8 protein-coding genes are annotated in these 13,894 nt (G+C 68.8%); 5 read left to right on the top strand and 3 right to left on the bottom strand.

Going from position 1 to position 13,894, the window contains the following annotated elements:
- Window positions 1–3: 3 nt before the first annotated feature.
- The 5 genes from DB31_RS34495 to DB31_RS34475 all read left to right on the top strand — a co-directional run bounded on the left by DB31_RS34495 (window position 4) and on the right by DB31_RS34475 (window position 10,036).
- Window positions 4–3,918: a translocation/assembly module TamB domain-containing protein gene (locus tag DB31_RS34495; RefSeq protein WP_044196008.1), complete on the top strand. Its 3,915-nt coding sequence runs from the start codon at window positions 4–6 to the stop codon at window positions 3,916–3,918.
- Window positions 3,919–3,962: 44 nt separating this feature from the next.
- Window positions 3,963–6,995: a POTRA domain-containing protein gene (locus DB31_RS34490; RefSeq protein ID WP_083969047.1), complete on the top strand. Its 3,033-nt coding sequence runs from the start codon at window positions 3,963–3,965 to the stop codon at window positions 6,993–6,995.
- Window positions 6,996–7,010: 15 nt separating this feature from the next.
- Window positions 7,011–7,547 carry a hypothetical protein gene (locus tag DB31_RS34485; RefSeq protein ID WP_157232312.1) on the top strand — a complete coding sequence of 179 codons (537 nt, stop codon included), beginning with the start codon at window positions 7,011–7,013 and terminating at the stop codon, window positions 7,545–7,547.
- An 88-nt stretch (window positions 7,548–7,635) separates the two neighbouring features.
- On the top strand, window positions 7,636–8,649 hold the full coding sequence (locus tag DB31_RS34480) for a hypothetical protein (RefSeq protein WP_044196004.1): 1,014 nt from the start codon (window positions 7,636–7,638) through the stop codon (window positions 8,647–8,649).
- 49 nt (window positions 8,650–8,698) lie between these two features.
- The gene (locus DB31_RS34475; RefSeq protein WP_044196002.1) at window positions 8,699–10,036 is read left to right on the top strand and encodes a lysophospholipid acyltransferase family protein; all 1,338 of its coding nucleotides are present in this window, start codon (window positions 8,699–8,701) and stop codon (window positions 10,034–10,036) included.
- A gap of 32 nt (window positions 10,037–10,068) precedes the next feature.
- Here the strand turns inward: DB31_RS34475 and DB31_RS34470 are convergent, their stop codons facing one another.
- From DB31_RS34470 to DB31_RS34460, 3 genes are all read right to left on the bottom strand, one after another.
- Window positions 10,069–11,505 carry a sugar porter family MFS transporter gene (locus DB31_RS34470; protein WP_044196000.1) on the bottom strand — a complete coding sequence of 479 codons (1,437 nt, stop codon included), beginning with the start codon at window positions 11,503–11,505 and terminating at the stop codon, window positions 10,069–10,071.
- Between the two features lie 194 nt (window positions 11,506–11,699).
- On the bottom strand, window positions 11,700–12,962 hold the full coding sequence (locus DB31_RS34465; RefSeq protein WP_044195999.1) for a spinster family MFS transporter: 1,263 nt from the start codon (window positions 12,960–12,962) through the stop codon (window positions 11,700–11,702).
- Complete coding sequence (locus tag DB31_RS34460; RefSeq protein WP_044195997.1) at window positions 12,959–13,888, bottom strand: Ppx/GppA phosphatase family protein; 930 nt, start codon at window positions 13,886–13,888, stop codon at window positions 12,959–12,961. The genes DB31_RS34465 and DB31_RS34460 overlap by 4 nt, the downstream gene beginning before the upstream one ends.
- Between the last annotated feature and the right edge of the window lie 6 nt (window positions 13,889–13,894).

The raw sequence follows: 13,894 nt of genomic DNA, 5'->3' as shown, positions 1-13,894 counted from the left end.
GCATTGGCCACGAACAGCCGTCAGGGCGCGCGTTGGGCGCTGCTGGTGATTGCTCTCCTCATCGTGGGGGCGATCTTCGCCCTTCGTACGTCCGTGGCCTGGGAGACGGCTTGCACGCTCGCGCGGCGCAACCTGCCGGACCTCATCGGCCTGGATGTGGGCATCGGCCAGTGTGAGCTGGATCCGCTGGGGCAGAAGGTCATCATCCGAGGACTCTCGCTGTTCGCGCCTGGCACGGACACGCCGCTGCTGGCCGCGGATCTCGCCGAGGTCCAACTCGGGCTGACGCGGCCCTTCTCCGGCAAGGTGGCGCTGGATCTGCTGCGCGTGCAGCGGCCTCGTGTGGCGCTGGATCTGTCCCAGCCGTCCGCGAACGCCAAGCCAGGCGAGCCGGCTCCGTGCCCGCTGAAGCCACTGGAGCGGCTGAAGATCTCCCGGCTGGCGCTCACCGGCGCGCAGGTGCGAGTGGCTCTGCCCAACGGACGGCGCATCGAAGTGTCGGATCTGGACGTGGGGTGGAAGGAGCGCTGGGGCGTCTCCGAGTTCGACGTGGAGGCCCGTCGCGGTGTGGTGGTGCTGGGGCCCAGCGGTGGTGAGCTGCTGCTGGGGCGGCTGGTGCTCAGCGGCGGCTTGGACGTGGACGAGCAGCTGCTGCAGCTCAACCGCGCTGAGGTGGCGCTGGACGATGCGACGGTGAGCGCTTCGGGCCGTGTGGAGTCCCTGTGCCAGCCGGTGCTCGCGCTGGATGCGCAGGTGTTCCTCCCGCTGCGGACGCTGAAGGAGGCGGGGCTGCTGGAGCGGCCCGCGTCGGGGCATGTGTGGACGCGCCTCACGGTAACGGGCCGGCCTCTTGCGCCCAGCGTGTCCGTGGAGGTGTCCGCGAACAACCTGGCTTATGACCGCTACGGGCCCACTTCCCTCACGGCGCAGCTGCACTACCAGGGCGAGCGCGTGAAAGTGGAGAAGCTGACGGTGCCCGTGGGGAACGGGCGTGCCGAGGTGAGCGGCACGGTCCGGTTGGCTCCGGGCCTCCCGGTGGAACTGGACGTGAAGACGTATGACGCGTCCTTCGGCCGGATCCTCGCGCAGTCGGGGGTGAAGGGCTCCTGGGTGGACTTTCCGGCGACCGTCACAGGGCGCCTCACCGGGACGATCCTGCCTCGGCCACAGCTCTCGGGAGAGGCGGACTTGCGCACCGGCCACTTCGTACTGGCCACGCGCGCCTACGACGCGCCCGAGCAGAAGGGGCTCACGCTGCTGGAGTTCGACCGCGGCCGGGTGCAGGCCACCCTGAAGATCCTCTCGGACCGGGTGACGATCGACGGGCAGGTGGAGTCGGGCCGCTCGCGGATGAACACGGACGTCACGCTCTTCTATGACCCGGCGCGCGGGCTGGACGTGCGCGCGGATGGCGACCTGGAGCTCTCCGACTTCGGGGCCGTGGCCGGGCTGCCCTGGGCGGGCCGTGGCACGGCGAACCTCACCGTGGCGGGGCCGTACGTGGACGTGAAGGTGGATTCGAACGTCTCTTTCCGGGACTTCACCTTCTGGGGCTTAGGGATGGGGGTGGTGCAGGGCAAGGCGACGTACGAGGATCTGGTCCTGAGCTTCCCGACGATCACCGGGCAGAAGGGCCGCACCCAGTACTTCGGCAAGGCCGCGCTCACCTTCGGCAAGTCGCTGCACGCCAAGGCCGAGGTGAACGTGCCGCAGGGCCGCACCGAGGACCTGATCGATGTCATCGCCGGGCTCCACCCCAACATCGCCGTGATGCAAGGGACCATCGCCGGTCTGGCCTCGGGGCGCGTGGAGATCGACAGCCCAGTGGACCGCTTCGAGGGGCTGGTGGCGTTCGACTTCAAGAACACCACTTACTACGGGCGCCGGATGGGCGATGGCTCCTCGCGGCTGCGCTTCGTGGATGGCAAGGAGATGGTGCTGGAGCGCACCACGCTCGAGGGGCCGCTCGGCAAGAGCTGGGTGGAGGGCACCTTTACCTTCGCGGGTGGGCTGGACTACCGCTTCGGTGGCGAGAACCTCTCCCTGGCGGAGGCGATCGGGCCGGAGCTCGCAACGCGCATGGGCATGGAGGGCACGCTCACGCTGGAGGGCACGGTCAGCGGCAACTCCACGCTGCCCATCGTCGAAGGGACGCTGAAGGGCCCGCGCGTCACCTTCGCGGACCGCGACCTGGGCGCGATGCACCTGGTGGGCAAGATGACGGGCCGGGACTTCGAGGTCTCTGGCCAGCTCTTCAAGGACGCCAACGGATTCCTGACGATGAAGGTACGTGAGCCGTTCCCCTACGAGCTGTCCGTGGCGTTGGAGTTGCCGGAGATCCGCCCGCTGCTGCCCGCGAACGCGGTGACCCAGGGCATGTCCGGCTCATTGAAGGGGACCCTCAGCGCGCAGGGCAACATCCGCAACTATGAGGCCGTGCAGGTGACGGCGTTCGTGGACCAACTGTCCCTGGCGCGAGGCATCTTCCGGGGCCAGAACGAAGGGCCCATCTCACTGAGCTACATGGGCGGCCGGCTGAACGTGGAGCCTTTCACCTTTCGCGGGCCGGACCTGGAGGTGTCCGGTGCGGGCTGGATGGGGCCTCGTGCTCTGGACCTGAACGTGCGCGGTGGCATGGACCTGCGGGTGGCGGAGTCGCTGCTGCCCGAGGTGGAGCGCACCGGTGGCCGGGTGGAGTTCCAGGGCCAGGCCTCCGGCAACCTGGACAAGCCCTCGTTGGTCGGCGAGGCCTCTGTCTCCGATCTCCGGGTCTCCGCGAGGGGCCGCCCCGTCACGCTGCGCGCCGTGTCGGGCCTGGCCACCTTCACCGAGCAGGGCGTGCTGCTCAAGGGCTTCCGAGGCCTGCTCAACGAGGGGCGTGCCACTGCCAGCGGTGAGATCACCCTCAAGAACTTCTCGCCGGACAAGATCTCTTTGGCCGCGGAGCTGGAGGACGTGACGTACCGGTACTCGGACGACCTGCCCATCACCGCTTCGGGCGGGCTGCAGCTCACGGGGACCCCGGACGCACTGCTGCTCGCGGGCGACGTGGACCTGCTCCGGCTGCGCTACCAGAAGGGCCTGGAGCTGGACTCCATGCTCAAGAACCTCGGGCGGCGCACCGCGTCGGTGCTCCCCACCACGGCGGACAAGGCTCCCGAGTTCCTCACGTATGACGTGCGCGTTCACCTCAAGGACGTGCGGGTCGACAACAACCTGGCCCGCGCCCGGTTGTTGGGTGATTTGCGGCTGACGGGCACCAACGTGCGCCCAGGCGTGCTCGGCCGAGTGGAGGCGGAGGAGGGCAGTCAGGCCTTCTTCCGCAACAACCAGTTCACCATTACCCAAGCCGAGGTCGAGCTCCGGGACCGCTATGGCATCGATCTCGTGTTCGACGTGCGCGGGCAGACGCAGGTGCGCGAGTACACCCTGAAGGTGCACGCCTTCGGTCGGCCCGCGGACCCGCAGGTGCTCTTCTCCTCCGAGCCCTCCCTGGCCGAAGGCGATGTGGTCTCCCTCCTCACCCTGGGCGTGACGAGCACGGACAAGGACACGGCGGCCTCGGCCAGCGCGGGCCTGGCCGCCGAGGCGCTCTTCAATGTGTCCGGCCTGGACAAGCAGGTGAAGCGCTTCCTGCCCAGCAACCCGGTGCTGAGAGACCTGTCCTTTCAGATCTCCACCACGTACAACGATGCGACCAGGCAAGCGGAGCCGACCGCACAACTGGAGTCGAAGATCCTGAGCGATCAGCTTAAGATCGGCATGACGCAGCCAGTCAGCGGGCGTGGAACTCGCGCCCGGGCCGAGTATCGCTTCGACAACCGCCTCTCCGCGCAGGCCCAGTGGGACAACGAGAACAGCGAAGCCTCGTTCGGCAACCTTGGACTCGAGCTCAAGCTGAGCTGGGAGGTCGAGTAGCGCTCGCCGTGTGTCTGCTGTGGGCCGGCCTGGCGCTGGCGGGGATGGCTCCCCAGGAGCCACCGTCGGCGGCCGAGGCGCGCGCCGAGCCTCAGGAGCAGGAGCCTCAGGAGGTGAAAGAGGTGGAGCTCCGGTTGCCGCCGGGCTCGGACACTCGCGGGCTGGCGGACCTGGTCACCATTCGACGTGGGCAGGTGCTCTCGACGCTGGCGGTGCGCCGGAGCGTGGAGGCGCTGTGGAACACCGGCCGCTTCACCAACGTCGAGGCCCGCACGGTGGATGTAAGGGGCGGGGTGCGGCTGGTGTTCCAGCTCACCCCGGTGCAGCAGCTCGTGCGGCTCGTCATCGAGGGCAACGTCGCTCTGTCTGATGATGAGATTCGCGAGGCCAGCGGCTTGCCGGAGTATGCGCCGCTGGATCCGGACAGCGTGGATCGGGCCCGTGCCGCCGTCGAGCAGGCCTACCACCGCAAGGGCTATGACCAGGCCTACCTGAGAGTCTCCGAGGAGCCCTCTCCCGGGGGCGTGGTGCTGGTGTTCACGATGGACGAGGGCCAGCCCACCCGGGTGGGCCGCGTCACGCTCACCGGAAGTCCCGGGCTGCCGCTGTCCTCGCTGCTGGAAGCGCTCGGGCTGGAGCCTGGAGTGGTGCTCGATCAGGCGCGGGTGGACGCGGGGCTGGAGAAGCTGCGGACCGTGTTGCGCCAACAGCGTTACTACCGCGCACGGGTCGGGGCTCCCACGGTGACGCTGGAACAGGGGCTTGCCACGGTGGCGCTGCCGGTCTCCGCCGGGCCTCGCTACACGCTCCACTTTCATGGCAACCACCAGTTCCCGGGCGTGGTCCTGGAGCGCGTCCTGGCCTATGACGGCACCGAGGTACTGGATCCCGGGGTGGTGTGGACCCTGGCCCGGCGGCTGGAGGTCTTCTATCGCTACCGGGGCTTCAACGACGTGCGCGTCACCCCGCGCGAGGTGCGCCGGCCGGACCATGCCGAGGCCGTGCTCGCCTTCGAGATCGAAGAGGGACGGCCGCTCACGGTGACGGAGGTGCGCTTCCGGGGGAACCGGGCGCTGCCGAGCGGCGTGCTGCGAGAGGTGCTCGCGGAGATCATCCGCACCCGCGATCCGGTGCCCGAGCTGACGCTGCCGCTGAGGGATGATCCGCTGGAGGTGGATGGGCGGAGTGGGCAAGGGCCCCGCTCCGTGCCGCTCGCGCCGGATCCGCACCGGGTGTTCGTGGAGGAAGCGTACCTGGGCGCGGCGGAGGTGCTGACGGAGGCCTACCGCGAGCGCGGCTTCCCCCAGGCCCAAGTGCACTTCAGCCGGCTGGACGTGGATGTGAGTGCGCGCACGGCGGTGGCGGAGTTCGAGGTGGAGGAGGGCTCGGAGGTGCGCGTCGACGAGGTGGTCGTCGATGGGCTGCCGCAGGGCACGGGCACCGAGAGCGTGGGTTTGGCGTCTGGGGATTCGCTGAGCGAGGAGGCGGTGGAGCGGGCGCGCCAGAACTTGGAGCAGGAGGTGGCGCGGCAGGGGTACCTGTTCGCCCGGGTGGAGGTGAAGACGGAGCCCAACACGGAGGATCCTCGCTACGTGAAGGTCTTCCTGCGCGTGGAGCCGGGGCCTCAGGTGCGCGTGGGCCGCATCATCTTCCAGGGGCTGACCCGCTCGGACGAGCGGACTGTGCGCGCGCTGCTCGCGTTGGAGGTGGGCAAGCCGCTGGATCTGGAGAAGCTGGCGGAGGGGCGCCGCCGGCTGGCGCGGCTCAACATCTTCCGCCAGGTGGAGGTGCAGCTGCGCGAGCCGAACCGTCGCGAGGAGATCAAGGACATCTTGGTGACGGTGCAGGAGCGGCCGCGCATCGACGGCGAGGTGTCCGGCGGCTACTTCCTGGTGGACGGTCCACGCGTCACGCTGGACACGGCGTTCCCGAACGTGGACGGGCGCGGGCTCAACCTGCTGGCGCGCGCCAAGGTGAACTACGTGGGCTGGAGCCAGGAGGCTTTCTCGGGCCGGTATGGGGGCGTCCAGGACGACTCCATCCGAGGCTGGGAAGGGCTGGGCGGGCGTGGCAACGTGGCCCTCACCCAGCCGCGCCTCAACTTCTTCCTGCTGCCGAGGGACACGGGCGCGCGGGTGGATCTCATCGGTGAGCGCGTTCACCGGCCCTCGTATCTCTCCACCCGGTTCGCGGCGGTGGGCGGTCTGGACTGGCCTGCGGCGCGCTGGCTCAGCCTGGGAATCCAAGGCGAGCTCGAGCACAACCGGCTGCGCTCGCGCAGCGGCGTGCTGAACGTGCTGAGCCGGGCAGACCAGGAGCGGCTGCGCTTCCCGTACGGCATCTTCACCCTGTACTCGCTCCGGGGAACCTCCACGCTCGACTTCCGGGATGAGCCCACCAATCCGCGCAAGGGTCTGCTGGTCTCCGGCAGCGCCGAGTTCACCCGGGACCTCAGCGTGGCGCCCACGGATGCGCTGGGCAACAGGGTCGCGGATTTCCCCATCCACGAGCTGAAGCTGTCTGGCAGCGTGAGCGTCTATGCGCCGCTGGGCCGCCGTGCCAGCCTGGCGCTGTCCGCCCGGGCCGGTACCATCGTGCCGCTGTCCCCGAACGCGCAGTCCATCGGCTCGAAGCTGTTCTACCTGGGGGGCTCCTCGAGCCTGCGCGGCTTCCGCGAGGATGGGTTGCTGCCCGAGGACCAGCGCGCCGAGGTGCGCCGGCAGCTGCTCGACTGCCGCGCCGTCATTACTCCGCAGGGGTGCCCCGCGGAGCTGGTGGCGGTGCTGGCGGGGCAGGCGCCGCTGAGCCAGGGTGGCGAGCTGTTCACTCTGGGCAAGGCGGAGCTGCGGCTGCCGGCCTTCCGCTCGTTGGATCTGGGCTTCTTCCTCGAGGCCGGCAACCTGTGGGGAGACCGGACGAACTTCGATCCGACGATCCTGCGCTACACGGCGGGCGTAGGGCTGCGGTACGTGACGCCGGTGGGGCCGCTGGCCTTCGATCTGGGCTTCAACCTGGACCCGGACGAGGACTTCAACGAGCCGGCCTCTCAGTTCCACTTCAGCATCGGGGTCTTCTAGGAGGTGCGTGTGGCGATGGCTCAGAGCCTCCGGGGAGTGTTGGCCGCTGGGCTCGCGGTGGGCCTGGGGGCCGGGTGTGTGAGCGCTCCGGCGCCCGTGGTGACGTCCAAGCGCCCGAAGTGGATGCCTCCGGTGATGGTGTGTCCGCCGGACGCCGTCGATCAGATGCAGCGCATGGGGCTGAAGGTCGGCGACCGCATCCCAGTGGTGGTGGACGAGACGCAGAACCGGCCGGGCTCGGCGCACTACAAGAGCCGGTTCGTGATGTCGCTGCCCAAGGTGGAGGAGGGCGAGCTGAAGGACATGAGCATCGCCGGGTACCTGTACGTGGCGAACCACCGGGTGTTCGGCCGGTACGACCGGGCATACGTGCGCTACTACGAGGGCGGCAAGCTGCGAGACTTCTACGAGGTCCCCTTCTGCGGGGTGCTCGTGGATCCCCGGTGGGACAAGGACGGGGAGGGGATCATCGCCTACCCGGGCCCGGAGCGAGGGACGGCGGTGGTCCAGGACTCGAAGGGCATCATCCAAGTGGTGGACGCGTTCCCCTGACGCGGGCCTGGGGGATGGGTGCGAGTGAAGCGGGCGGTGAACCTGGGAGGTTGGGACGCGTCAGACCCACCTCCTAGGGTGTCGCGCCATGGCTTCGATGCTTCATGAGGGCCTCCTGGTCCTGTTCCGCAATCGCCCCAGGCTGGCGCCCGAGCTTTTGCAGGATGCGCTGGGATTGACGTTGCCGGTCTGGTCCGAGGCTCGAGTGGAGTCCGCGGAGTTCACTCAGGTCGTGCCCACCGAGTACCGGGCGGATCTGGTGATCCTGCTGTCGAACGGTCAGCCCATCTTCGCCATTGTGGTGGAGGTTCAGCTGTCGAGGGATGAGGACAAGCGCAAGAGCTGGCCGCTGTACCTCACGAGCTTGCGCTCTCGGGTGGGGTGTCCGACCGCACTGCTGGTGGTTGCTCCGGATGCAGCCATTGCCAAGTGGTGTGCTCAGCCCATCGAGCTGGGACATCCCGGTTTCACACTCCAGCCGCTGGTGGCTGGGCCGGATTCCATCCCCGTAGTCGTGGACAAGCAGGCAGCCGAGCAAGATCCTGAGTTGGCGGTTCTGTCGGCGATGGCACATGGACAGCGGGAGGAGGTGGGGGCTGCCATTGCTCAGGCTGTTATTGGGGCGTCTCGGGGCCTTGATGCGGATCGTTCCAGCTTCTACGTTGACCTGGCTGTGTCCTCGCTCAGCGAGGCCGCCCGCAGAGCCTTGGAGGCGCTGATGAAGAGTGGCAGCTACGAGTATCAGACTGAGTTCGTTGGCCAATGGATCGCCAAGGGGAGGCAGGAGGGGCTGCAGGAGGGGTTGCAGGAGGGCTTGCAGGAGGGCTTGCAGCAGGGGCTGCAGCAGGGGCTCCACGATGGGGAGCTCACCGCCCTGTTCGAGGTGCTCGATGCCCGGGGACTTGAGGTGGATGACTCAACCCGGGAGCGTCTGAGGGCCTGCACGGACCTGTCTCAGCTCAAGCTCTGGCTCCGCAAGGCGGTCACCGTGGACTCCGTCCAGGAGCTTTTCACTCCCGGGCCTGCGCCCAAGCCCGCCGGCCGTAAAGCCAGCAAGCAGGGCCGCAGCACGAAGTCCCCCAAGTCTCGCACCAAGCGGTGAGTGCTCTCCCAGCCGCCCCCGCGTCCCAGGCTCGGTGTAGAGTTCCGCCGTGTTCTACGCGTTCATCCGTGGTCTGGTGTCCCTGGCGCTGCGGCTCTTCTACCGGCTGAAGGTGAATGCCCCGGCTGCCAAGCCCGAGGGCCCCATCATCTTCGTGGGTAACCACCCCAACGCCCTCATCGATCCGGCGCTCGTCTTCGTCATCACCCACCGCCAGGTTACCTTCCTGGCCAAGGAGCCGCTGTTCCGGATGCCCGTCATCGGGTGGATCCTCAAGGGGCTCCACGCGCTGCCCGTCTACCGCAAGCAGGACAACCCCGGGCAGACGGTCAAGAACGAGGGCACCCTCGACGCCGCCCGCGCCGCCCTCGTGCAGGGCCGCGCCATCACCATCTTCCCCGAGGGCAGGAGCCACTCGGAGCCCATGCTCGCGGAGCTGAAGACGGGCGCGGCCCGCATTGCCCTCGGAGCCGCGCGCGAGGGAGCTCCGGTTCGCATCATCCCCGTCGGTTTCACCTACGGAGAGAAGAACCTCTTCCGCAGCGAGGTCCTCATCGAGGTGGGGTCCGCCATCGAGGTGCTGCCGTTCCTGCCGCGCCCCGACGCCGGAGATGGAGCGGAGAAGGAAGCGGCCCGGCAGCTCACGGAGCGCATCGCCGAGGGCCTCAAGGCCGTCACCCTCAACATGTCGCACTGGGAGGACCTGCCGCTCATCCAGACCGCCGAGCAGCTCTATGCGTTCCGCCAAGGCGAGAAGACCGACCGCGAGCGCCTGAAACACTGGGCTCGGGGCCTGCAGCTCTTCCGCTCCGAGCAGCCCGAGCGCTTCGAGCAGGTGCGCTCGTCCCTCATGTCCTTCCGGCGCCGGTTGGAACTGGTCCACGCGGATCCGAAGGATCTGACGCTCGTGTACCAGTCCGGGCAGGTGGCCACGTTCGTGGTGAAGAACCTGCTGGCCCTGTGCCTGGGCCTCCCGCTGTTCATCCTGGGCGTGGTGCTGTTTGGCCTGCCATACCAGGTGCCCCGGCTGGCCTCGCGCAACAGCGAGCTGGACACGCAGGCCACGGTGAAGTTCCTGGGCGCGCTCCTCATGTCACTGCTCTGGTGGCCGGGCCTCACGGTGGCTGCGTGGCTGTGGGGCGGCTGGGGGTGGGGCGTCGTGGCGCTGGTGGGGGTGCCGCCGCTGGCCCTCTTCACCCTCTACTTCCTGGAGCGCTGGGCGGGCATCTGGCGAGACATCAGCGTGTTCTTCACGCTCGGTAGCCGCGCGCGGCTCAAGGCCTTGTTGCTCCAGGACGGAGAGCGGCTGGCCGCCGAGGTGGACACTCTGGCCGGGGAGTACCGCCCTCGCGTCGAGCAGGCTGTCCCCGCCGAGAGCCGTTCCTAAGGAGCCACGCTGGAGGGCCTGACCGCCTTCGCTCAGGTCTCGTGCTCGATGTGCTCCAGCTCCTTGCCCTTCGTCTCGCGGATGTACTTCACGGTGAACAGGAGCGAGAGCACCGCCGCCGCTGTGTAGAGCCCGTAGGCCAGCCCGAGGCCCGCGCTCTGGAGCGTGGGGAACGTGGCGGACACCGCGAAGTTGGCCACCCACTGCGCTGCCGCCGCAAGCGCCAGGGCTACCGCCCGGATGCGGTTGGGGAACATCTCCCCCAGCATGACCCACACCACAGGGCCCCATGAGAACCCGAAGCAGAACACGTACAGGTTGGCGCAGATCAGCGCCAGCACGCTGCTGCTGCCGTGCAGCACGGGGTTGCCATGCACATCGAGCCCCGCGGTGCCGAACAGGTAGGCCAGCACCCCGAGCGTGAGCGCCATGCCCACCGAGCCCACGATCAGCAATGGCTTCCGCCCGAATCGATCCACGCACAGGATGGCGAGCACCGTCGTCACGATGTTGGTGATGCTGGTGATGACCGTGATGGCCAGCGAGCTCTGCTCGGAGAAGCCCACCGCCTGCCACAGCACGCTCGAGTAGTAGAAGATGACGTTGATGCCCACGAACTGCTGGAGCATCGCCAGGACGATGCCCACCCAGACCACGGGCAGCAGCCCGAACCGAGGCCCGCGCAAGTCCCTCAGCCGGGCGGCGTTCGTGGTGTGGATCGTGCCGCGGATCTCCACCAGCTTGGAGGGCGCGAGGTCCCCGACGATGGTTTGGAGCACCTTCAGGGCCTCTGTCTCGCGCCCGCGCGCGACGAGGTGTCGCGGGGACTCGGGGATGAGGAGCGCTCCAACGCCGTAGAGGAGCGCGGGCGGCACCGCGGAGAAGAACATCCACCGCCAGGCTGCTAAGCCCAGCCAGTGCACGGAGTTGGCCGAGCCCGCTTGGGTGGCCAGGGCGTAGTCGCTCATGAGGGCCGCGAAGATGCCGATGACGATGGCCATCTGCTGCAGCGAGCCGAGCCGTCCCCGCAGGTGCGCCGGGGAGATCTCCGCGATGTAGGCCGGAGCGATGACACTGGCCATGCCGATGGCCGCGCCGCCGACGAGCCGCCACAGCCCCAGGCTCCAGAGCGAGCCCGCGAGCCCCGACCCGAGCGCGCTGATGAGGAACAGCACCGAGGCCATGACCATGGTGCGAGGCCGGCCCAGGCGGTCCGCGAGGTGGCCCGAGGAGAAGGCTCCGACGGCCGAGCCCACGAGCGCCGCGGACACCGTCAGTCCCAGGACCCACTCGCTCGCCTGGAAAGTGGCCTGCACGGCGCTGATGGTGCCGTTGATGACCGCGGTGTCGAAGCCGAAGAGGAACCCTCCCAGCGCGGCCACCGTGGACATGAGGATGGTGCGCGACACGGAGACCTGGGGGCGAATTGTCGGTTGCCCTCCAGCTTGGGTTGCGATGGAGGTGGGCATGGCTGTCTCCTCTTCAGGGCAGCCCCTCCTCGGAGCGAACCCTCGTATGGAGAAACTAGCCACACAGGCCATCGAGCAGGAGGCAGCCAGTCCAGCAAGCCCCTCCATCGCTCCCGGCCCAGAGTTCCTACTCTCGCTGATGGGCGAGCCACCGTGGGGCGCGTGAACCCAGCGCCTCACCGGCTGTCCCCTGCTCAGCGTGGGCGGGGGACGGCCTCGTGGTACAGCTTCGCGCCCATGAGCAGCGCCATACCGCCGAAGAGCACGGGCACGGCGTTCACCTCGATGGCTCGGGTGAGGGTGGACGCGTCGGCGATGGCGCCAATGAGCGTGGGCGAGATGGCGTCTCCCAGCATGTGGATGCACAGCACGTTCAGCCCCATGGCGAAGGCGCGGAAGGAGGGCTGCACGCAGTTGACGATCGCCGCGTTGATGGGGCCGCTGTTGAGGAAGATGAGGAACTGCGCCACGCCAATGACGGCGAACGTGGCCACCTCGGACTCCAGGTGCAGCGCGAGGTACATGAACGGAGAAGCCAGCAGCAGGCCCACGCCGGACAGGAGCAGGCCACCGCCCTCGCGGCGCCGGTCCATCTTGTCCCCGAGCCACCCGCCCGCCACCGTGCCCAGCAGGCCCGCCACGGCCGTCACGCCGCCGAAGAGGAGGCCCGCCTGGCCCTCCGCCATCCCGCGAACCCTCACCATATATGTGGGCATCCACTGCCCCAGCCCGCCGATGGAGAACGTCATCAGCGTGTAGCCCGCCGTGGTGGCCCAGAAGGCCTTGTTGCCCGCCAGCCCCTTGAGCCCCACGCGGAAGGGCAGCTTCGTCTGCGCGTCCGGCCCGTCCATGGCGCCGCGCTGAGGCTCGGGCATGAAGCAGGCCAGCGTCCCCAGGAGGAGCCCCGGTACTCCGCCCGCGAAGAAGGCCGCGTGCCACGAGTACGTGCTGGTCAGAAAGCCACCCAGGCCGTAGCCCGCCGCGGCGCCCACGGGGATGGCGATGTAGAAGAACGCGAGCATCCGCGTGCGCAGCTCGCGCGGGTAGAGGTCCGAGATGATGGAGGGCGCCACCGCGCCATAGCCCGCCTCGCCGATGCCGATGACAGCTCGCGCGAGCAGCAGCGTCACGAAGGTGCCCGCCAGACCCGAGGCCCCCGTTGCGAGGCTCCAGAGGAGCACCCCGCCCGCCACGAGGTACTTCCGGGGGATCCTGTCCCCAAGGTAGCCGCCGAGCGGCGAGGCCAGCATGAACACCACGATGAAGACGGTGCTGAGCAGGCCCGCCTGCGTGTTGTTGATGCCCAGGTCGTTCTGGATGCTGGGCAGGGCGCTCGCGACGATGTACCGGTCGAGGTAGTTGACCAGGTTGATCTGCGTGAGGATGAAGAGGGCGTAGTGCGCGCGCGAGTAGTCCCGCGCGGGCGCGGGCGCGGCCACCGCTGGCAGTGAGCTCATGAGCGGGAGGCCCCGAAGCGGTGCGCCATCAGCCCCCAGCGCAGACCGCGATCACTCACGCGGCACTCGTCGAGCCCGAGGGCGCGCAGGGCCTCGTGCAGGATGAGCGCACCGGCGGGGATGACATCGGCGCGCTTGGGCTGGAGGCCGGGCAGGGTGCGGCGGTCGGCCAGCGGCAGCGAGCAGAGCTGATCCACCAGCTGTCCGAGCTGCAGGGCCGTGAGGGTTCCACCGTGCACGCGCGTGGAGTCGTAGGGATCGATCCGGTGCTGGAGCGCGTAGAGCGTCGTCACCGTCCCGGCCACGCCTACCAGCTCGGAGGCAGGCGGCGGAGGCGGCAGCGAGGAGAAGGTCTCCCGAAGGTGGGCGGTGACGCGCTCGCGCTCCGCGGGAGGGACGGGATCGGAGTGGATGAAACGCTCGGTGAGGCGCACCGAGCCCACGTCAAAGCTGTGGCGGAAGTCCACCCGGCCGGCGCTGTTGCCGTAGATGAACTCGGTGGAGCCGCCGCCAATGTCGATGACGAGCAGCGGCCCGGCCGCCTCGCTGCCGAAGTCCATGTAGGCCGAGGCGAAGGACAGCTGGGCCTCCAGCTCGCCGGAGATGATCTCCACGGTGACACCGGCCTGCTTCTGGGCGGCCTGGAGGAACTCCGCGCCGTTCTGGGCGTCCCGGGCCGCGCTGGTGGCGGACACGGCGATGCCCTCGGCGCCCAGCTCACGGGCCTCGTTGGCGAAGGCCGTCAGCACCTCGAGTGTGGCGCTCATGCCCTCGGGAGAGAGGCGGCGGCTCTTGTCCACGCCTCGGCCCAGCCGGGTGATCTCGGCCTTCTCGAGGATGGCTTGGAACTGACCTTCGGGAGTTCGGTCCGCGACGAGCAGGAGGACCGAGTTGGTGCCCACGTCGATGGTGGCAAAGCGAGGCATTCCAGC

It is taken from the genome of Hyalangium minutum, assembly GCF_000737315.1.
In the GTDB taxonomy this organism is placed as follows: Bacteria; Myxococcota; Myxococcia; order Myxococcales; family Myxococcaceae; genus Hyalangium; species Hyalangium minutum.
This window is presented reverse-complemented; position numbering and strand designations above follow the sequence as displayed.

Coding starts and splice junctions, on each gene's coding strand:
- DB31_RS34490 (WP_083969047.1), top strand. CDS start 3,963: ATGGCTCCCCAGGAGCCACCGTCGGCGGCCGAGGCGCGCGCCGAGCCT.
- DB31_RS34485 (WP_157232312.1), top strand. CDS start 7,011: ATGGCTCAGAGCCTCCGGGGAGTGTTGGCCGCTGGGCTCGCGGTGGGC.
- DB31_RS34480 (WP_044196004.1), top strand. CDS start 7,636: ATGGCTTCGATGCTTCATGAGGGCCTCCTGGTCCTGTTCCGCAATCGC.
- DB31_RS34470 (WP_044196000.1), bottom strand. CDS start 11,505: ATGCCCACCTCCATCGCAACCCAAGCTGGAGGGCAACCGACAATTCGC.
- DB31_RS34465 (WP_044195999.1), bottom strand. CDS start 12,962: ATGAGCTCACTGCCAGCGGTGGCCGCGCCCGCGCCCGCGCGGGACTAC.
- DB31_RS34460 (WP_044195997.1), bottom strand. CDS start 13,888: ATGCCTCGCTTTGCCACCATCGACGTGGGCACCAACTCGGTCCTCCTG.